Origin of the sequence: Burkholderia sp. AU31624 (assembly GCF_020420065.1) — a bacterium.
Classification (GTDB): Bacteria; Pseudomonadota; Gammaproteobacteria; order Burkholderiales; family Burkholderiaceae; genus Burkholderia.
The window spans coordinates 371,449-391,156 of the sequence record NZ_JAIZRT010000004.1 but is presented as its reverse complement, the minus strand read 5'-3'; the positions used below and the strand labels follow the sequence as shown (position 1 = coordinate 391,156).

Below are 19,708 nucleotides of genomic sequence, written 5' to 3'. Positions count from 1 at the left end.
CGCGCCGCGTAGGCAGGTCAGCCGTGCGTCAACGTGACGCAGGGGCGAACTTCGGGCGGATCCGTGCGTAGAACACGGCCGCGAGCAGCGCGAGCCAGGCCGCGCCGACATACAGCGCGACGCGCGTGTCCTCGAACCAGCCGAGCATCACGATCACGAAGCCCATGAACGCGATCGTCAGTGCCGGCGCGACCGGCCACAACGGCACCTTGAACTTCAGCGCCGCGACTTCGGCGCTCGACAGCCGGCGGCGCATCGCGACCTGCGACAGCAGGATCATCAGCCACACCCACACGGTGGCGAACGTCGCGATCGCGGCGACCATCAGGAACACGTCCTTCGGCATCAGGTAGTTGAGCAGCACGCCGACGAGCAGCGCGACCGCCATCACGAGCACCGTGACCCACGGCACACCGTGCCGCGACGTCGTCATCAGCACGGCCGGCGCCTGGCCCTGGCGCGCCATCCCGAACATCATCCGGCCCGCGCCGAAGATGTCGCTGTTGATCGCGGAGATCGCCGCGCTGATCACCACCAGGTTGAGGATCGTCGCGGCCGACTTCACGCCGAGCGCCGAGAAGATCTGCACGAACGGGCTGCCATCGTTGCCGACACCCGTCCACGGGCTGATCGACATCAGCACGACCATCGTCAGCACGTAGAACAGCAGGATGCGCGCGGGCACCGCGTTGATCGCGCGCGGAATCACGCGCTCCGGATCCTTCGCTTCGCCGGCGCTCATGCCGATCACCTCGATCCCGCCGTACGCGAAGATCACGACCGACAGCGACGCGATCAGCCCGCCGACGCCGTTCGGCAAAAAGCCGCCATGGTTCCACAGGTTCGCGAACGTCGGCACGTCGGCCGAATGGCCGAAGTGCATGCCGGTCAGCAGGATCGCGACGCCGCCGCCGATCATCGCGACGATCGCGCCGACCTTGATGATCGACAGCCAGAACTCGAGTTCGCCGAACACCTTCACGTGGCACAGGTTCAGCCCGCAGATGATCGCGACCACGCCGAGCACCCAGATCCATTGCGGGACATCCGGAAACCAGAAGCCCATGTAGATGCCGAACGCGGTGATGTCGGCGATCGCGACGATCACCATTTCGAGCGTGTAGGTCCAGCCGGTGACGAAACCGGCGAACGGGCCGAGGTTCTCGGTCGCGTAGTGGCCGAACGAGCCGGCGACGGGCTCGCGCACGGCCATCTCGCCGAGCGCGCGCATCACCATGTAGACGGCCGCGCCGCCCAGGATGTACGCCAGGATCACGGCGGGGCCCGCGAGCTGGATCGCGGACGCCGACCCGTAGAACAGGCCCGTGCCGATCGCCGAACCCAGCGCGAGAAAGCGGATGTGCCGCGCGCTCAGGTGGCGCTGCAAGTTTTTCATCGTGTCTCCGATATCGTTATGCGACGGACCGGGCGAGCGGGGCCGGTCCGATTGGCTCAAGTTGTATAGACAACTTAAATGTGAACAAATGATAACAAGCCGGGCCGGGTGACCGGAATCGGGTATTCCCTGACTGGCGCGACGGGCGCAATGCGGGGCGGGGCGGTCGTACCTCGAGGGCGCGGGCCGCGTGGGACGGGCGGGTCATCATGCTTTGGGGATCGCTGAATCGGGGAGCGCCGGGGCCGAGCCGCGGCATGCGCGGGCCGGCCACCGGCGGGGTAAAGCCGTAGTCAGGCAGGCAGGCGGATCACACTCGCATCCTTGCGGATCAGCAGCGACGACGCGAGCATCTGCTTGCACTGGTGCGCGAGCACCTTCAGGTCGTGCGTGAGCTCGGCCCCCACCGCATCGGATTGCTCCGCGGACACGACCATCGCGTCGAGGTCGCGCGTGATCTGCTTCGACGCGTCGAGCTGGTCGGCGGGCGGCGGCTCGCCCGCCTCGGCCTTCTCGAGATTGTCGAGCACCGCGGCGAGGCCGCGATGCAGCGCGTCGTCGTGGAGGATGCTGCCGTCGGCCGCGCAGGCCGTGCGGATCAGCGGCGCGGCGGCCGTGATCTGCGCGCCGAGCACGTGCGTCTGCACGAGCAGGTCGTTCAGTTCGGGCACGAAGCGCTGGTGCGCCTTCGGCTCGATCATCATCCGCTGGAACGCCTGCCCGAGATTCGCGAACGCGATGTGCACGTCCTTGCGCGCGAGGCGGTAGCGGTAGTCGTCGTCGAGGGCCGTGGCCGGCGTCTCGATGGCCGCGGCGACGACCGGCACGACGGCCGCGCCGTCGGCGGCCGGCACCGGCGGCGGCGACATGCCGCGCCCGGCGCGCCACACGGCTTCGAAATACTTGCGGGTGGCGGTGAGCATGTCGGCGACCTGCTTGCCCATCAGCCGGTATTCCCAGTACGGGAACAGCCGGCTCGCGGCGATCGCGATCATGCAGCCGACCACCGTGTCGATCGCGCGCTCGCCGATGATCCGCATGCTGCCCGGCGCGAGCAGGTGGAACATCAGCAGCACGTACGACGACGTGAACACGACGCTCGCCGCGTAGTTGAACAGCAGCAGGCTGTAGCTCATCACCATCGACCCGAACATGATCGCGATCAGCAGGTGCGTATCCTTGACCGTGTAGATCAGCGCGACGCTCGCCGCGCAGCCGATCAGCGTACCGACGATACGCGCCGCGTTGCGCTGCTTGGTGAGCGAATAGCCGGGCTTCAGGATGATGATGGTGGTCATCACGATCCAGTACGCGTTCGTGAGCGGCAGCAGCCGGCCGAGCCAGAACCCGACCGCCACCGCGATCGTCACGCGCAGCGCGTGGCGGAAGCTCGGCGAGCGCATGTTCAGGTTCGAGAAGATCAGGAGCGGCGACATCCGGCGGCGCTGCAGGAAGCGCGTGAGCGCCTTGTCGATCTTCAGTTCGGTTTGCTGCGGATCGGCGTGGCCCGACAGGTTGCGGCGCATCCGGTCGATCAGGCGCGTCGCGCTCCAGATGCGCCGGAACGTGGCCAGCACGGCCGCATACGCTTCCGCATTGGTGGCCGGGAAGTTCTTCTTGCGCATCAGCTCGATCTCGTACTCGATCGCGCGCAGCTCGGCCTTCACGCTGATCCGCGAATGCGGTGCGCGGTTCTCGAGCACCGCGAGGCCGATTTCCTCGAGATCGGCAGCCGCCTTGCGGATCAGGTCGCGGTAGAAAATGATCAGATCGGAGCCGCCGAACGTGTTGCGCACCAGCGGGTAGTCGGTGTGCGCGCCGACGAACAGCTCGTGCAGGTCGACGCTGTTGATGAACAGGTTGTACATCGTCGTGCGGCCGGGGTCGAGCTTGCCGCGGCGCAGCTTCGGCAGGTTGCGCAGCACGATGTCGCGCGCGGTTTCCTGCGTTTCGACCGCCGTGATCTGCTTGGCGACGAGATTGCGGTAGCACTCGTCGAGATCGGCGTCGAGATCGTAGAACTGCGCGCGCGCGAGCAGGTAGTCGGCGCACGCGAACAGGCTCTCGGCCAACGCCTGCTGCTCGATCCGGCGCGCCTGCCATTGCGACACGAGCGTGGCCCAGTACGTGTACCAGAGGCCGCCCGCGAGAATCCAGCCGGCGTTGATGAACGCCTGCAGCGGCGTGAACTTCTCCTCGAGCGTCATCACCATCATGAACAGCGTCGCGAAGCTGATCTGCGGCCAGCGGTTGCCGTAGACGACGATCAGCGACAGCACGAAGGTGAGCGGCACGATGGTGAGCCACAGCACGAAGATGTTCGGTGTCGCAAGGCCGGTGGCGAGCGCGGCCAGAAAACCGATCACGCTGCAAGCGAGCATTTCGTTGTGCTTGTACTTGAGCGGGCCGGGCATGTCGACGACACAGGCGCCGAGCGCGCCCGTCGAGATCGTGAAGCCGAGCTCCCGGTTGTGAAACACGATCAGGCACAGCACGGCCGGCAGCGAAACGCCGACCGCGATCCGCAGGCCGCCGAAAAAGTACTGGCTGTAGAAAAACTTTCTGATTTCGACCGAATAGCGCATCGATGGGCTGAATAGCAGACGAAGACGCCCGGGGGCGGCATCTTGACTGGCGACGAGTCTATCGTATTTCGCGATCCGTAAAACCTGGCCTTCCGGACGAGGTTCGCGACGGCGGCCCATTTGCTATCCTTGGTGATCCTGTTCGCCCGGCCCGGCCGGCGCGAGGTTCCGACGCCCGCTTCATGCTCCATCTCTTCTATTCGAACCGTCACGAAACGCTGGCCGATGCGCTGCTCGAGGATCTGGCCGCGTTCCCGGCCCGCAATGGCCCGTGGGCGCCGCAACAGGTCATCGTGCCGAGCGCGGCGCTGCGCCGCCGTCTCGAGCTCGACATCGCCGCGCGCAACGGCGTGTGCGCGAACGTCGAGTTCACGTATCTCGCGCAATGGCTGTGGGCGCAGATCGGCCGCGTGCTGACGGTGCCTGCGCGTTCGCCGTTCGCGCCCGATCGCCTCGTGTGGCGCTGCTACCGGCTGTTCGCGCAGGCGGCCGACGGTGCGCCGTGGCTCGCGTCGCCGCGGCTGGCCGCGTATCTGTCCGCGTCCGACGATGCGATGCGCTACGAGCTGGCACACCGCGTCGCGGCCGTGCTCGATCATTACCTGACCTATCGTCCCGAATGGCTGGCCGCATGGCAGGCCGGCGAGTCCGTGCTCGCGGGCGACGGCGCGCCGCGCGGGATCAGCGACGCCGCGCGCGACGACGAGCGCTGGCAGGCCGCGCTGTGGCGCGCGCTACTCGCCGAGCTGAGCGACAGCGGCACGCCGCCGGCGCACCGTTTCCTCGTCGAGGCGCGCCATCTCGATCCCGAAGCCATCGCGCGCGCGGACTGGCCGGAATCGGTCAGCGTGTTCGCGCTGCCGACGATGCCGCCGCTGCACGTCGCGTTGCTGCGCGAGCTGTCGCGCTGGATCGACGTGCGCGTCTATGCGCTGAACCCGTGCCGCGAATTCTGGTTCGACATCGTGACCGCCGCGCATGCCGAGGCGCTCGATGCGGCCGGGCGGCTCGATTACCAGGAAGTCGGTCATCCGCTGCTCGCCGAATGGGGCCGGCAGACCCAGGCGCAGCTGCACATGCTGCACGAGCTGACCGAAAGCGCCGCGTCGGGCGACGCGGCGCGTTTCGTCGAGAATCCCGCACCGACCTGGCTCGCGCGCGTGCAGAACGCGATCCTCGAACTGCAGCCGGAGGCCGAAATCGGCGACACGCCGGCCGAGCGCGGGATCGAGGTGCACGTGTGCCACAGCCTCGCGCGCCAGCTCGAGGTGCTGCACGACCGGCTGCTCGCGTGGTTCGACGCCGACGCGAGCCTGCAGCCGTCCGACGTGCTCGTCGCGGTGGCCGATCTCGCGGCCGCCGGGCCGCTGATCGACGCCGTGTTCGGCACGGCCGGCGCCGGCGGCTCGCGTGTGCCTTACCGGATCACCGGCTTGCCGCCGTCGCAGGCGAACCCGGTCGCGCGCGTGCTGCTCGACTGGCTCGCGTTGCCGGAGCGGCAGGTCGGCGCGCCCGAGCTGGTCGAATGGCTGCGTGTCGACGCGGTGGCGGCGCGCTACGGCATCGATGCGGCGGCGCTGGAGACGGTGCAGACCTGGCTCGCGGCGGCCGGCGCGCGGCGCGGGCTGTCGCCGCTCGTGAGCGACGATGCCGCCGTGCCGTCGCCGCGCCATACGTTCTCCGATGCGCTCGCGCGGCTCTTTCTCGGTTATGCGATGCCGGAGGGCGCGGCGCCGGTCGGCGCGTGGCTGCCGATCGAGGCGGCCACCGGCAGCGAGGCCGAACTGCTCGGCCGGCTCGCACGCTTCACCGACGATCTCGACGGCTTCTCGCGGCGGCTGGCCGAATCGCATACGCCGCAAGGCTGGAGCGAGCTGTTCGCCGATACGCTCGCGCGGTTCTTCGATTCGGGCGCCGCGTATGCGGACGCGCTCGCGGGCGTGCGCGACGCGCTCGACGCGATGCTGGCCGCGATGACGGAGGGGGCGCCCGATGAGGCGTTGCCGGCGGCCGTCGTCCGGGCGGGGCTGGCCGCCGCGCTCGACGATCCGGCGCGCGGCGGCGTGCCGTGGGGCGGCGTCACGTTCTCGTCGCTGACGAGCCTGCGCGGCCTGCCTTATCGCGTCGTCTGCCTGCTCGGGATGGACGATGGCGTGCTGCCGAGCCTCGCGCGTACCGACGAATTCGACCTGATGGCCGTGTTGCCGAAGCTCGGCGACCGCCAGCGCCGCGACGACGAGCGCAACCTGTTTCTCGACCTGCTGCTCGCCGCGCGCGACCGGTTGATGATTGCCTACACGGGCCGCAGCATTCGCGACAACGCGCCGTTGCCGCCCGCGGCACTCGTCGACGAACTGCTCGACCATCTCGCGCTCGTCACGGCCGGGCCCGACGCGGCGCCGGACGCGGTCGATGCCGCGCGGCGCGCATTCGTCGTCGAGCATCCGCTGCAACCGTTCGCGGCCGCGTATTTCCAGCCCGGCAGCGAACTCGTTTCCTTCGACGCCGAGCGTGCGACGCTCGCGTCGCTGCTGGCCGCCGAGGCGTCGCGCGACGGGCCGCGCGAGCTGCCGTTCTTCGCGCAGCCGCTGCCGGCCGAACCGGTCGAGCCTGTCGCATTCAGCGAATTCGAACGCTTCTGGCGCCATCCCGCGCGTGCGCTGCTCCGCGCGCGGCTCGGCATCGTGCTCGCCGACGCGCAGGCCGAACTGCTCGACACCGAGCCGTTCGCGCTCGACTTCGCCGGCAGCGATGCACTCGCCGAGCGCGTGCTGCCGTTGCTGATCGAGTCGGACGAGGGCGGCGTGCACGATCACGCGCTGCGCATTGCGGACGCGAGCCCCGAACTGCCGGGCGGCGCGACGGGCGCCGTGTGGCGCGACCAGGCGCTCGGCTCGATGACGCAGCTTGCGTCGAACGTGCGCCGCGCGCTGGCCGACGGGATGGAGCGGCGGCCGTTCACGCTCACCGTCGTGCCGGCCTGGCCGGACACCGAACAGGCGCTGTTCGGCGCCGACGACGCGCAGCTGTCGGGCGACGCGGTGAGCGCGCCGCTCGACCTGCACGGCACGCTGAACCGGCTCACGCCGGCCGGGCAGATCATCTATCGCTATGCGCGGCCGAGTGCGCGCGACTACCTGTCCGCGTGGCTCGCGCATCTCGTCTACTGCGCGGTGGAGCCTGGCGGCCCGCGCCGCACGCTGTGGTTCGGCAGCGGCGGTGCATTCGAGCTGACGCCCGTCGCGGCGCCGCTCGAGCAGCTCGCGCCGCTGGCCGCGCTGTTTCGCGCGGGGCGGCGCATGCCGCTGCGGTTTTTCCCGCGCAGCGCGTGGGCGAGGGTGTCCGACGGCGAGGCGAAGGCCGCGAGCGTCTGGATCAACGAGCGGGTCGTGAGCGAAGCCGACGATCCGGCCATCGCGATCGCGTGGCGCGGCGCGCATGCATCGCTCGACGAGCCGTTCGGCACCCTTGCGCGGCTCGTGTTCGATCCGCTCGTCGCCCATCTGAAGGAGGTCGCATGAGCGCCGTCTCGCAGCCGCAGCAGGCGCTCGAACTCGATGTGTTCGCGTGCCCGCTCGACGGTGTCAACCAGATCGAGGCGTCGGCCGGTACCGGCAAGACCTGGAACATCTGCGCGCTGTATGTGCGCCTGCTGCTGGAGAAGGATCTCGGTGCGGATCAAATCCTCGTCGTGACCTTCACGAAAGCGGCGACCGCCGAGCTGCACGAACGGATTCGCGGCCGGCTCGCGCAGCTCGCGCACATGCTTGTCAACGGAGATGACGGTAGTGATCCGTTTGTAACGCGCTTATTCGAGACTACGCTCGGTGCAGGCGCTGCGATTGATCGCAAAATGGCCCAAAAGCGGATCGGCCGTGCGCTGCGCGCATTCGACCAGGCCGCGATCCATACGATCCATGCGTTCTGCCAGCGCGCGCTGCAGGAAGCGCCGTTCGCGGCGGCGATGCCGTTCGCGTTCGACATGGAGGCCGACGACGCGTCGCTGCGCTTCGAACTGGCAGCGGATTTCTGGCGCACGCGCGTCGAGCCGGCAGCCGCGCGCTGGCCGGGCTTCGCGACCTGGCTCGTCGAATCGGGCGCCGGCCCGGCCGCGCTCGATGCGCAGCTCGCGCGCCGGCTGAAGAAGCCGCTTGCCGCGCTGCGGTGGGACGGCGTGGTCGAGCCGGACGAATCGGCCGAGGCGGCGGCCGCCGAATGCTTCGCCGAGGCCGAGCGGATGTGGGCCGCCGAGCGCGACGCGATCGATGCGTTGCTGCGCGTCGCGCAACCCGCGCTCAACCAGCGCTCGCACAAACCCGAGGCCGTGGCCGATGCGCTGGCTGCATGGACCGCGCATTTCGCGCAGGGCGACGCGACGGCTGCGCTGCCGAAGGCTGCGCTGAAGCTCACCCGCACCGCGCTCGTGAAGGCGACGAAAAAAGGCGGCGCGACGCCCGAACACGCATTCTTCGACGTGGCCGACGCGCTCGAAGCGGCCGTGGCCGCGGCCGAGGCCGCGCAGCGCGCGCGCTGGCTCGCGCTGATCGCCGAATGGCTCGACATGGCGCCGGGCGAGCTGGCCGAGCGCAAGCGCACGCGGCGCGTCGTCTCGTTCGACGATCTGCTCGCGAACCTGTACCACGCGCTGCATGCGCATCCGTGGCTCGCCGAGACGCTGCGCGCGCGCTATCCGGCCGCGCTGATCGACGAGTTCCAGGATACCGACCCGCTGCAGTTCGCGATCTTCGACCGGATCTTCGCGCCGGGCGGGCCGCTGTTCCTGGTCGGCGATCCGAAGCAGGCGATCTACAGCTTCCGCGCGGCCGATCTGCATACCTATCTCGCCGCACGCGCACGGGCGAGCGCGTGCTACACACTCGCGGTCAACCAGCGTTCGACGCCCGCGATCGTCGACGCGTGCAACCGTTTCTTCATGTCGAATCCGCGCGCCTTCGTGCTCGACGGGCTCGACTACTACGCGGTGCGTGCCGGCACACGCGTGCGCGCGCCGTTCGTCGACGCAACCGATCCGGGCCCGGCAGGCGACTTCCGGGTGTGGGCGTTGCCAGGCGGCGAAGGCACGTTGCTCAAGCGTGATGCACAGGCACAGGCCGCGCAGGCCTGCGCCGCCGAGATCGCACGGCTGATGCGCGGCGCGCGCGAAGGGCGCGTGCGGCTCGGCGAGACACCGCTGTCGCCGGGCGATATCGCGGTGCTCGTGCAGACGCACCGGCAGGGCAGTCTCGTGAAGCGCGTGCTGGCCACGTGGGGCATCGGCAGTGTCGAACTGGCGCAGGCCTCGGTGTTCTCGACCGGCGACGCCGAGCAGCTCGAACGCGTGCTGGCGGCGATCGATGCACCGGGCGACCTGCGGCGCCTGCGCGCGGCGCTCGCATCCGACTGGTTCGGCCTCGATGCCGGCGCGCTGTGGCGGATGGAGCAGGGCGAAGGCGACGCGCAACGGGAAGCATCGGCGGCGGACAGCGCCGACGCGATGAGCTGGGTCGAGCGCTTCTCGCGGTATCGGCTGTTGTGGCGCGAACGCGGCTTCGCGGTGATGTGGCGCACGTTCACGCGGGAGCTGCGGATTGCCGAGCGCCTGATGGCCGGCGCGGACGGCGAGCGCCGCGTGACCGACATCAACCATCTGGCCGAACTGACGCAGGCGCGCGCGTCCGCGCAGCCGGGCATCGCGCCGACGCTGCGCTGGCTCGCCGCGCAACGGCTCGACGGCGGCGGCGAGGAAGCGCAGCTGCGGCTCGAATCCGATCGCAACCTCGTGCAGATCGTCACCGTGCACAAGTCGAAAGGCCTCGAATACGCGATCGTGTTCTGTCCGTTCCTGAACGACGGCGGGTTGCGCGAGCCGCCCGCGTCCGCATTGCCCGATGCGCGCGAGTATCACGACGAGGCGGGCGACGCGGTGCTGCATTACGGCTGCGACGACGAGGCAGCCGAGCATGCGGCGCGGCAGGCGCTGCGCGAGCAGGCGGCGGAACGCGCGCGGCTCGTCTATGTGGCGCTCACGCGCGCGGTCTATCGCTGCTACGTCGTCGCCGGGCCGTACCTGTCGTCGCGCTCGACGCGTGAATCGCGGCGCAGCGTGCTCAACTGGCTCGTCGCGGGTGCCGGCCAGTCGTTCGATGCGTGGCTCGACGAGCCGCCCGACGAAGCCGCGCTCGATATGGCGTGGCAGGCGCTCGCGGGTGGCCCCGTGAGCGTCGCGCCGCTGCCGGCGCCCGTGCGCCCCGAGCGGCTCGCGGCGGGGCACGACGCGTCACAGACGCTCGCGGCGCGCCATGCGACGCGCGTGCTGCGCGATGCGTGGCGGATGGCCAGCTTCAGTTCGCTGACCGCGTCGATGGCGCGCGAGGAGGCGGGCGTCGCGGCCGTGCCCGACGACGAGCTGCGGCCCGATCACGATGCGCTTGCCGAGGTGGCGCCGGATGGCGAATGGCTCTTGGCCGATACGGTCGCGCCCGAGCCGCCGGACGACGATATCCTCGTGTTCCCGCGCGGCGCGGCGGCCGGCGAGTGCCTGCACCGCCTGTTCGAACTCAGCCGCTTCACCGAGCCCGAGTCGTGGCCCAGGGCCGCGCTCGGCGCGCTGCACGACCGGCCGGTCGAGGCCGTGCCCGAGCTGGCCGCGCGCCTGCCGGCGATGATGGTGCAGCTGGTCGACGATGTCGTGCGCACCGAGCTCGTGCCGGGCATGCGGCTCGCCGATCTCGATCCCGCGAAGCGGCTCGACGAAATGGGTTTCCTGTTCCCGGCGCCCGCGCTCGACCTGATGGCGCTGCGCCGCCTGCTGGTCGCGCACGGCTATCCGGACGTTGCACTGGAGGCGGGCATGCTCGCCGGTTTCATCAAGGGTTTCATCGACATGATCGTCGAACACGACGGCCGCTTCTGGATCGTCGACTGGAAGTCGAACCATCTCGGCACGACGCCGGACGCCTATGGGCCGCGCGCGCTCGACGTCGCGATGGCCGATCACGCGTATCACCTGCAGGCGCTGCTCTATACGGTCGCACTGCACCGCTACCTGCGCGGCCGGCTGCCCGATTACGACTACGACACGCATATCGCGGGTTACCTGTACCTGTTCGTGCGTGGTGTGCGGCCCGGCTGGCGCAGCGACGGCAAACCGGCCGGCGTGCATGCGCGGCGGCCCGAGCGCGCGCTCGTCGACGCACTCGACCGGATGATGGACGGGGGCCGCGCATGAACGCGCAGGACGACACGCTCGAATTTACCGGCGGCCTCGTCGCGCGCCTGCCCGAACCCGCCGATTTCGGCATCGCACTCGCGGAAGGTTTCGCGCGTCGCATCGGCGATCTGGCTCGTCGCGCCGGTGCGCCGGCCGCGGCCGCGCGCTGGGCGGCGCGTGCCGCGTTCGCGACGAGTCGTGCGACCGCGGGCGGCCACGTATGCGTCGCGCTCGGCGCGCTCGCGCAACGCTACGAAGCCCCGCTCGACGAAGTCCGCGCGGCGCTTGCCGCGAGCGGCGTGGTCGCGTTCGGCACGCTCGCACGCGGCGACGAGCGGCCGCTGATCGTCGATCGCCACGACCACCTGTACCTGTCGCGCTATTTCGACTACGAGCGGCGGCTTGCCGATGCGCTCGTCGCGCAGGCCGGCGTGGCCGCGCCGGACGAAGGTCTCGCGCCCGACCGGTTGCGCGACAGCCTCGCGCGTTACTTCGGGCCGGCAACCGGCGAAGTCGACTGGCAGCGCGTCGCGGCGATCGTCGCGCTGACGGGCCGCGTGACGATCGTCAGCGGCGGCCCGGGCACGGGCAAGACGACGACCGTCGTCGGCGTGCTGGCCTGTCTGCTCGACGCGCATCCGGGGCTGCGCGTCGCGCTGGCCGCACCGACCGGCAAGGCCGCGCAACGGATGCAGGAAGCGCTGCACGCACGGGCCGGCGACCTGCCGCCCGAACTCGCGGCGCGCCTGCCGGATACGTCATACACGCTGCACCGGTTGCTGGGCGGCGGCGGGGCGGCCGGGTTCCGGCATCATCGCGACAATCCGCTGCCGTACGACCTGATCGTCGTCGACGAGGCGTCGATGATCGACGTCGCGCTCGCCGCGCATCTGCTCGATGCGCTCGCGCCGGGTGCGCGGCTCGTGCTGCTCGGCGACAAGGACCAACTCGCCGCGGTCGAGGCGGGCGCCGTGTTTGCAGAGTTGAGCGCGCGGCCGGCGTTTACCGCCGCGGCGCGCACGCGCATCGCGCAGGCGCTCGGCATCGACGAGGCCGCATTCGTCGCGGCGCTGCCGGTGCAGGACGAAGCCGCGACCGCCGCCGCTCCCGCTGCGCGTCCGGCTTCCGCCGCGGTCGAGGCGCCGGCGCCTGCCGCAGCCGCTACGCGCAAACCAGCGTCGCGACGGAAAGTCGACGTGCGACAGGCATCGCTTTTCGACGACGAACCGCAGGATGACGACAGTGCGCCGTCCAGCGTCGCGCCGCCGCCGGCCGCAGGCCCGGTGCTGACCGAAACCGGCGAGGCTGGTGACGCTGGCGCGACAGGCGACGCCCCTGCGTGGATCGAGGTCGACGAGCTTGCGTGGCTCGACGCCGTCGAGCTGCCGCCGTTCGACGCGGGCGACGCGGCGCTTGCGTTGATCACATCGATACCGCCGGGCGAACCCGCCGCCGCGCCAGCCTCACCCGCACCCGCACCGCTCGCCGACTGCGTGGTCTGGCTCGAACGCAATTACCGCTTCGGTCTCGATTCACCGATTGGGCGGCTGTCGCTCGCGATCCGCAGCGGCGACGTGCAGGCCGCGCTCGACGCGCTGCCCGCCGACGATTCGGCCGCCGCGTCATTCCACGACGATGCGGGCGAGTCGCTCGCGTCGTCGACGGTCGAGCGGCTCGCGCGGCGCTTCGGCGCTTACCTCGACGCGTTGCGCGACACACTGGCCGCGCCGGCGCCCGATCCGCTGCCGCTGTTCGACGCGCTCAACCGGTTCCGGATCCTGTGCGCGACCCGCAGCGGCTTGCGCGGCGCGGAGCACGTCAATGCGCTCGTGGCCGCGCACGTGCGCCACGCGGCGCGGGTGCCGCTCGCGGTCGGCGCGCACTGGTTCACGGGGCGGCCGATCATGGTGACGCGCAACGACTATGCGCTCGGGCTGTTCAACGGCGATATCGGCATTGCGCTGCCCGACGCGCACGGCGTGCTGCGCGTGTGGTTCAGGCGCGCGGACGGCACCGCGCGCGCGGTGTCGCCGGCCGCGCTGCCGCCGCACGAAACCGCGTTCGCGCTGACGGTCCACAAGTCGCAGGGCTCGGAATTCGACGAAGCCGCGCTCGTGCTGCCGGCGTCGTTCGGCCGCGTGCTCACGCGCGAACTCGTCTATACGGCCGTCACGCGTGCCCGCACGCGTGTGCAAGTGATCGGGCCGCGGCGCGTGCTCGCGCAGGCGGTCGCGACGCGTACGCAGCGCGATTCGGGGCTCGCGGCACGCGTCGACGAGGCGCTGGAACGGCGCCGCAGGGAGGCTGCGCGATGATGATCCGCTACACGCTCGATCCGGCCGAAGTCGAATGGACGGCCGTGCGCGCGCAGGGCGCGGGCGGGCAGAACGTGAACAAGGTGTCGAGCGCGATTCACCTGCGCTTCGATATCCGCGCGTCGTCGTTGCCGCCCGTCATCAAGGAGCGGCTCCTTGCATTGTCCGACCAGCGCATCACGCGTGACGGCATCGTCGTGATCAAGTCGCAGGAATATCGCACCCAGGAGAAGAATCGCGAAGCCGCGCTGGCGCGACTCGATGCGTTGATCAGCGGCGTTGCATTCACGCCGCGCGCGCGGGTCGCCACGCGGCCGACGCGTGCGTCGAAGGAGCGGCGGCTCGAGCACAAGTCGCGCCGCAGCGTGGTGAAGTCGGGAAGAGGGAAGGTGACCGACTGACGAATGGATGAGCGGCCGAACGACGGGTGCGGTAGCCGGTCGCCCGCCGTCGCACCGGCTACCGCATCACGGTCCCGGCGCTGTCGAGCACGAAGTCGACGCAGAACACGACCAGCCGGTTCTGCGCGCGGATCGCGACGGCGGCCGTATAGCAGTCGCGGCCTTCCGTCAGCGAGAAGTGCGGGCCCATCAGCGCGACGCGTCCGGGCGCGGCGATCGCGCGCTGGAAATACGGGCGCCGCGACCAGTTGCTGTGGGTTTCCGGGAAGAGCGGCGAGAGGCGGGTGACGCCCGCCTGGCCGTCGTCGGCGCGCGCGCCGATCGACGGCAGGAACTGCTCGCCGGTTTCGTCGGTGACGAACACGCGGCGCGCGGCCGGCACCGCGAACACGCGCTGCGCGGCGTCCTGCAGGTTGCCGCTTGCGGAAAACGCCGCCGCGCCGGACAGCACGAGCCGCTCGATCGCGTCGAAGCCGGGCTGCTCGGCGACGACCGGCGCGTGCCGGCGCGCGATGAAGCGCTGCCACGCGGCGTCGAGCATCGCGGGTGCTGCCGCGCTGGCATGGGCGATCGATGCATCGGGCTGGCCGAACTGGAAACCCTGCACGAAATCGATGTCGGCTTCCATCAGCGCCTGCAGCGAGTCGTCGCTCTCGACGCCCTCGGCGAGCACCATCGCACCGGCCTGATGCAGCATCGACACGAGGTGATGCATGATGCGGCGATCGTCGGCCGAACCGGTCGAGCGTACGACGAGCGAGCGATCGAGCTTGACGATGTCGGGGCGCGCGCGCCACACGCGGTCGAAGTTCGAGAATCCCGTGCCGAAGTCGTCGATCGCGATCAGGAAGTCGCGATGCTGGATCATGTCGATCGTGCGGGCGAGCTCGGCTTCGTCGCGCGACGGCTGTTCGACGACTTCCAGCACGATGCGGTTCGGCGGCAGCGCGAAATGCCGGCACAGCGCCTCGACGAATTCGCGCTGCACGAGGCCCGAGTCGAGCACGCGCGGGTTGACGTTCAGGAACAACCAGCCGTCGCCGATGCCCTGCGCGATGAAGTTGGCCGTGTGCAGGCAGCGCGCGAGCCGGTCGAGCAGCAGCGCGTCGGCGTCGGCGCGCGTCTTGTCGAACAGCGCGGCGGGCGAGATCATTGCGCCGTTCGAATCGACGACGCGCAGCAGCGCTTCGTAGCCGACGACCCGCTTGTGCGTGATCGACAGCACGGGCTGGAACACGCTGCGCAATGTCGTGGTGCGATAGGTGGCGACCCAGCCGCCGGGCGTCGGCGTGAGGCGTTCGAGCAGGGAGTCGAGCGAGAGGTCGCGGGCGGGCTTCATGTCAACGGTGCCCGGGAATGAGCGGCGGAACGGCAGCGCGCCGCCACGCTGAAGCAGTCGCACGCGCCGGCGGACGCGAAAGGACGTGGGGCATCGAGACCGCCTTCTGCGGGTAAGTGTTCGGAGTGTAACGGGAACGCGGCCGCTCGCGTATCAGGGAAACTCCAGACGCACGCGGGAATGCGACCGCGGCCGGCGCTGCTCGCATGCGTGCCGCGCATGATCGCCGCGTAGCGTCGGGCGTCGCCGCCGCACATGACAATCCGGCCGCATGGCATGCGCGGCAAGGCGAGGCGGGAAATCCCGACAGCCGCCAAATGGCGAACGAACGTCGCCGTCAGCGGAATGCCGGCCGGACCGCGGCACTATTCGAGGGCGCGGCGATGAATAGCCGGCGCCCGGTCGTCACGCATCACGCCCGGAACGATGGCGGCGCGTGCACCCGAATGTATCGTCAGGTCGCTTCGCCGCTGCGCGGCCGGATCCCGGGAATCCGCTTGATCGCGCCGGTCGCGAGCGCGGTGCCGACGAGTACGATCGCGCAGCCTTCGATCATCACGGCCGACACGTGTTCGCCGAGGAACAGCGCGCCCCACAGCAGGCCGAACACGGGGATCACGAACGTCACGGTAATCGCGCGGGCGGGGCCGATGTGCGCGATCAGGTGGAAGAAGATGAAATATGCGATGCCGGTGCAGGCGACGCCCAGCGCGAGCACCGAGCTCCATGCGTGCGCGCTGACCGGCGCGGTCGGCCAGGTGGCGATCGCGAACGGCAGCAGCAGGACGGTCGAGCCGATCATGCTGCCGGTCGCGTTGACGAGCGGGTCGACGCCGGTCAACTTGCGCTTCGTGTAATTGGCCGCGATGCCGTACAGCAGCGTCGCGCCGAGCGCCGCGGCGGCGGCGAGTGCGGTCGCGGCGGCGCCCGTTTCGCCGTGCGCATTCGCGATCTGGTTCCATACGAGTGTGAGCACGCCGGCGAACCCGATCACGAGGCCGAGCGCGCGCGGCAGCGACAGCTTGTCCTTCAGCCACAGGTAGGCGACGAGCGCGCCCCACAGCGGCGTCGTCGCGTTGATCACCGACGTCACGCCGGCCGACAGCGTCAGTTCGGCGAACGCGAACAGGCAGAACGGGATGCCCGAGTTCAGTGCGCCGACGACGAACAACGGCCACGCATGACGGCGCAGGCGGGCGCCGAGATCGGCGGGTTTGAAGCGCGTCAGCGCGAAGCCGGCGAGAAACAGCGCGCCGATGCCCACCCGCAACGCCATCAGCGGCGCGACGCCGAAATCGACGACGCCGACTCGGATGAACAGGAAGGACGCGCCCCACAGGGCGGCGAGCACGGTCAGCAGGAAAGCGTTCTTGGGTGACATCGATCGGCGAGGGCGGGACGGGATGCGAGGAATCTTACACCGCGTTACCGCCCGGTCGTTTCACGATCGGATGAAACGACAAGAAACGGCCATTCCGGCCGTTTGCCGCCGGGCGGCGCACGCCCCGCCACATGCGGCGCGGCCGATCAGGTCAGTGATGACGCCAGCCGCCGCGTCCGCCGAAGCCGAAATTGAGCGACAGCGCCGGGCCCCAATAACCGCCCCATGCGGGCGCATAGGCCGGCGCCGGATAGTAGTAGGCGGGGGCCGGATCGACATACACGGGCGCGGGCTGTACCGGCACCGGCGCCGCCATGTAATAGCCGCCCGGATAATAGCCGTACGGGTAGTAGCAGCCGGCAAGCGTCGTGCAGGCAAGCGCCGCGGCGACGAGGGTCCTGTTCATGATGTGTCTCCGGCGGAGCCGGCTATCGGCAGATGCTTGAAGCTTAGGCCGAGTCCCGATGACACGGTATGAGAAACGGTAACCGATCATTTCCGGGTGGCGCGGCCGCGCGTGTTGCGGCACGACAGACGAAAACGGCGCTTCCGCACCGCGGAAACGCCGTTGAACCACCGGCCTGCGGCTGGGCGGCGACGCCCAGCCGGCCGATCTCGGACTGCTTACTTGCCGACCTGGTTACCGATGATGCCGCCGGCCGCCGCGCCGCCCAGCGTCGACAGCGCGTTGCCGCCGATCGCCGCGCCGGCGACACCACCGACGCCCGCACCGATTGCCGTATCGCGCTGGCGTCGCGACATCGAATCGCAGGCCGACAGGCTGGCCACTGTCGCGACGAGGAGAGCGTATACCCCAAAACGCCGAATCGAATTCATGATCGTTGTCCTTGTGGTAGTGAACGGGAAGGCGCACGACCGGCTGGCGGCCGCGCATGAACCCAATCTACGCGCCGTCCCCCGACGCTGCTGTAAGGACTTGTTAAGGCTCGCGCGGTTTCGTAATCAATTGTTTCGCATGGGCCGGCAGGCATGCGACGTGCGCAAAAAAGCCCGCTCGAAAGCGGGCTTCGTGCGTGGCGCGGCGATCCGGCGGAAGCGCCGGATCGCGCGTTCGCTTACTGGCGATGATAGATTTCGGCGCCGGTCTTCACGAACTCGACCGCCTTCACTTCCATCCCCTTCTTCAGCGCTTCGGTTTCCGACACGCCCTGCTGCGCCGCGAACTCGCGCACGTCCTGCGTGATCTTCATCGAGCAGAAGTGCGGGCCGCACATCGAGCAGAAGTGCGCGACCTTCGCCGAATCCTTCGGCAGCGTTTCGTCGTGGAATTCGCGCGCCTTGTCCGGATCGAGGCCGATGTTGAACTGGTCTTCCCAGCGGAACTCGAAGCGCGCCTTCGACAGCGCGTTGTCGCGCACCTGCGCGCCCGGGTGGCCCTTCGCGAGGTCGGCGGCGTGCGCGGCGAGCTTGTACGTGATGATGCCTTCCTTCACGTCGTCCTTGTTCGGCAGGCCCAGGTGCTCCTTCGGCGTCACGTAGCAGAGCATCGCGGTGCCGAACCAGCCGATCATCGCGGCGCCGATGCCGGACGTGATGTGGTCGTAGCCCGGTGCGATGTCGGTGGTCAGCGGCCCGAGCGTGTAGAACGGCGCTTCCTTGCACCAGTCAAGCTGGAGATCCATGTTCTCCTTGATCAGCTGCATCGGCACGTGGCCGGGGCCTTCGATCATCACCTGCACGTCGTGCTTCCACGCGATCTGCGTGAGTTCGCCGAGCGTCTTCAGCTCGCCGAGCTGCGCTTCGTCGTTCGCGTCGTAGATCGAGCCGGGGCGCAGGCCGTCACCGAGCGAGAAGCTCACGTCGTACGCCTTCATGATCTCGCAGATCTCTTCGAAGTGTTCGTACAGGAAGCTTTCCTTGTGATGCGCGAGGCACCACTTCGCCATGATCGAGCCGCCGCGCGACACGATGCCGGTCATCCGGTTCGCGGTGAGCGGCACGTATTGCAGGCGCACGCCCGCATGGATCGTGAAGTAGTCGACGCCTTGCTCGGCCTGTTCGATCAGCGTGTCGCGGAAGATTTCCCAGGTGAGGTCCTCGGCCTTGCCGTTGACCTTTTCCAGCGCCTGGTAGATCGGCACCGTGCCGATCGGCACCGGGCTGTTGCGGATGATCCACTCGCGCGTTTCATGGATGTGCTTGCCGGTCGACAGGTCCATCACCGTGTCGCCGCCCCAGCGGATCGCCCACGTCATCTTGTCGACTTCCTCGCCGATCGACGACGTGACGGCCGAGTTGCCGATGTTCGCGTTGATCTTCACGAGGAAGTTGCGGCCGATGATCATCGGCTCGGATTCCGGGTGGTTGATGTTCGCGGGGATGATCGCGCGGCCGCACGCCACTTCCGAGCGCACGAATTCCGGCGTGATCTCGGCCGGCGCGTTCGCGCCGAAGGCCGCTGCGCCGAACGCCTGGCCCGGGTGCTGGCGGCCCATCATCGCGGCGAGCTTCGCGCCGTTCGGGCCGCTCGCCTTCAGGCTCTCGAGGTACTCGGCGCGGCGCTGGTTCTCGCGGATCGCGATGTATTCCATTTCCGGCGTGATGATGCCCTGGCGCGCGTAGTGCATTTGCGTGACGTTCTTGCCGGCCCGGGCGCGGCGCGGGTTGCGGTGCAGGCCCGGGAAGCGCAGGTCGGCGGTGGCCGGGTCGGCCGCGCGCTCGAGGCCGTACTGGCTCGACAGGCCGCCGAGCACTTCGGTGTCGCCGCGCGCCTCGATCCAGCCCTGACGCAGCGCGGCCAGGCCCGCGCGGATGTCGATCTTCGCGTCCGGATCGGTGTAGGGGCCCGACGTGTCGTACACGTAGATCGGCGGATTCTTTTCGCCGCCGAAGCCGGTCGGCGTGTCGGCCTGCGTGATTTCACGCATCGGCACGCGGATGTCGGGCTGGGAGCCGGTGACATAAACCTTGCGGGAATTCGGCAGCGGGGCGACGGCCGCGGCATCGACATGAGCGTCGGCGGACAGAAACTTCGGATTGGCGTTCATGCAATCTCCTGTGTGAGCGCCGGACAGGCGCTTCGGCGCTTGCCCGGAGCCCTTGACGTATGTGGGGCTCGAG

Annotated in this window: 11 protein-coding genes; 4 read left to right on the top strand and 7 right to left on the bottom strand. The window is 69.5% G+C overall.

Annotated features, from left to right (window positions below; genetic code table 11):
• Positions 1–28 precede the first annotated feature (28 nt).
• Both LGM89_RS16875 and LGM89_RS16870 read right to left on the bottom strand, forming a co-directional pair.
• Positions 29–1,396: an amino acid permease gene (locus tag LGM89_RS16875; RefSeq protein WP_089472452.1), complete on the bottom strand. Its 1,368-nt coding sequence runs from the start codon at positions 1,394–1,396 to the stop codon at positions 29–31.
• A 293-nt stretch (positions 1,397–1,689) separates the two neighbouring features.
• Entirely contained in the window at positions 1,690–3,981 is a 2,292-nt protein-coding gene (locus tag LGM89_RS16870; protein ID WP_226273480.1) for an FUSC family protein, read from the bottom strand.
• A 182-nt stretch (positions 3,982–4,163) separates the two neighbouring features.
• Here LGM89_RS16870 and recC point away from each other — a divergent pair, with 182 nt between their 5' ends.
• The 4 genes from recC to arfB are packed head-to-tail and all read left to right on the top strand — an operon-like array spanning position 4,164 to position 13,907.
• A complete protein-coding gene (gene recC / locus LGM89_RS16865) occupies positions 4,164–7,502 on the top strand; it encodes an exodeoxyribonuclease V subunit gamma (RefSeq protein ID WP_226273479.1) in 3,339 nt (1,112 codons plus the stop codon).
• A complete protein-coding gene (gene recB, locus LGM89_RS16860; protein WP_089494458.1) occupies positions 7,499–11,209 on the top strand; it encodes an exodeoxyribonuclease V subunit beta in 3,711 nt (1,236 codons plus the stop codon). The genes recC and recB overlap by 4 nt, the downstream gene beginning before the upstream one ends.
• A complete protein-coding gene (locus LGM89_RS16855) occupies positions 11,206–13,506 on the top strand; it encodes an AAA family ATPase (RefSeq protein WP_226273478.1) in 2,301 nt (766 codons plus the stop codon). Before recB ends, LGM89_RS16855 begins: the two co-directional genes overlap by 4 nt.
• Entirely contained in the window at positions 13,503–13,907 is a 405-nt protein-coding gene (gene arfB / locus LGM89_RS16850; RefSeq protein WP_011351491.1) for an alternative ribosome rescue aminoacyl-tRNA hydrolase ArfB, read from the top strand. Before LGM89_RS16855 ends, arfB begins: the two co-directional genes overlap by 4 nt.
• A 58-nt stretch (positions 13,908–13,965) precedes the next feature.
• Here arfB and LGM89_RS16845 read toward each other — a convergent pair whose 3' ends face one another.
• The 5 genes from LGM89_RS16845 to thiC all read right to left on the bottom strand — a co-directional run bounded on the left by LGM89_RS16845 (position 13,966) and on the right by thiC (position 19,635).
• The gene (locus tag LGM89_RS16845) at positions 13,966–15,246 is read right to left on the bottom strand and encodes an EAL domain-containing protein (protein WP_089495262.1); all 1,281 of its coding nucleotides are present in this window, start codon (positions 15,244–15,246) and stop codon (positions 13,966–13,968) included.
• A 454-nt stretch (positions 15,247–15,700) separates the two neighbouring features.
• The gene (locus tag LGM89_RS16840; RefSeq protein ID WP_226273477.1) at positions 15,701–16,627 is read right to left on the bottom strand and encodes a DMT family transporter; all 927 of its coding nucleotides are present in this window, start codon (positions 16,625–16,627) and stop codon (positions 15,701–15,703) included.
• A 151-nt stretch (positions 16,628–16,778) separates the two neighbouring features.
• On the bottom strand, positions 16,779–17,033 hold the full coding sequence (locus LGM89_RS16835) for a hypothetical protein (RefSeq protein ID WP_226273476.1): 255 nt from the start codon (positions 17,031–17,033) through the stop codon (positions 16,779–16,781).
• 218 nt (positions 17,034–17,251) lie between these two features.
• Positions 17,252–17,464 carry a glycine zipper 2TM domain-containing protein gene (locus LGM89_RS16830; RefSeq protein WP_069247576.1) on the bottom strand — a complete coding sequence of 71 codons (213 nt, stop codon included), beginning with the start codon at positions 17,462–17,464 and terminating at the stop codon, positions 17,252–17,254.
• A gap of 239 nt (positions 17,465–17,703) precedes the next feature.
• Entirely contained in the window at positions 17,704–19,635 is a 1,932-nt protein-coding gene (gene thiC / locus LGM89_RS16825; protein ID WP_226273475.1) for a phosphomethylpyrimidine synthase ThiC, read from the bottom strand.
• Positions 19,636–19,708: the final 73 nt, after the last annotated feature.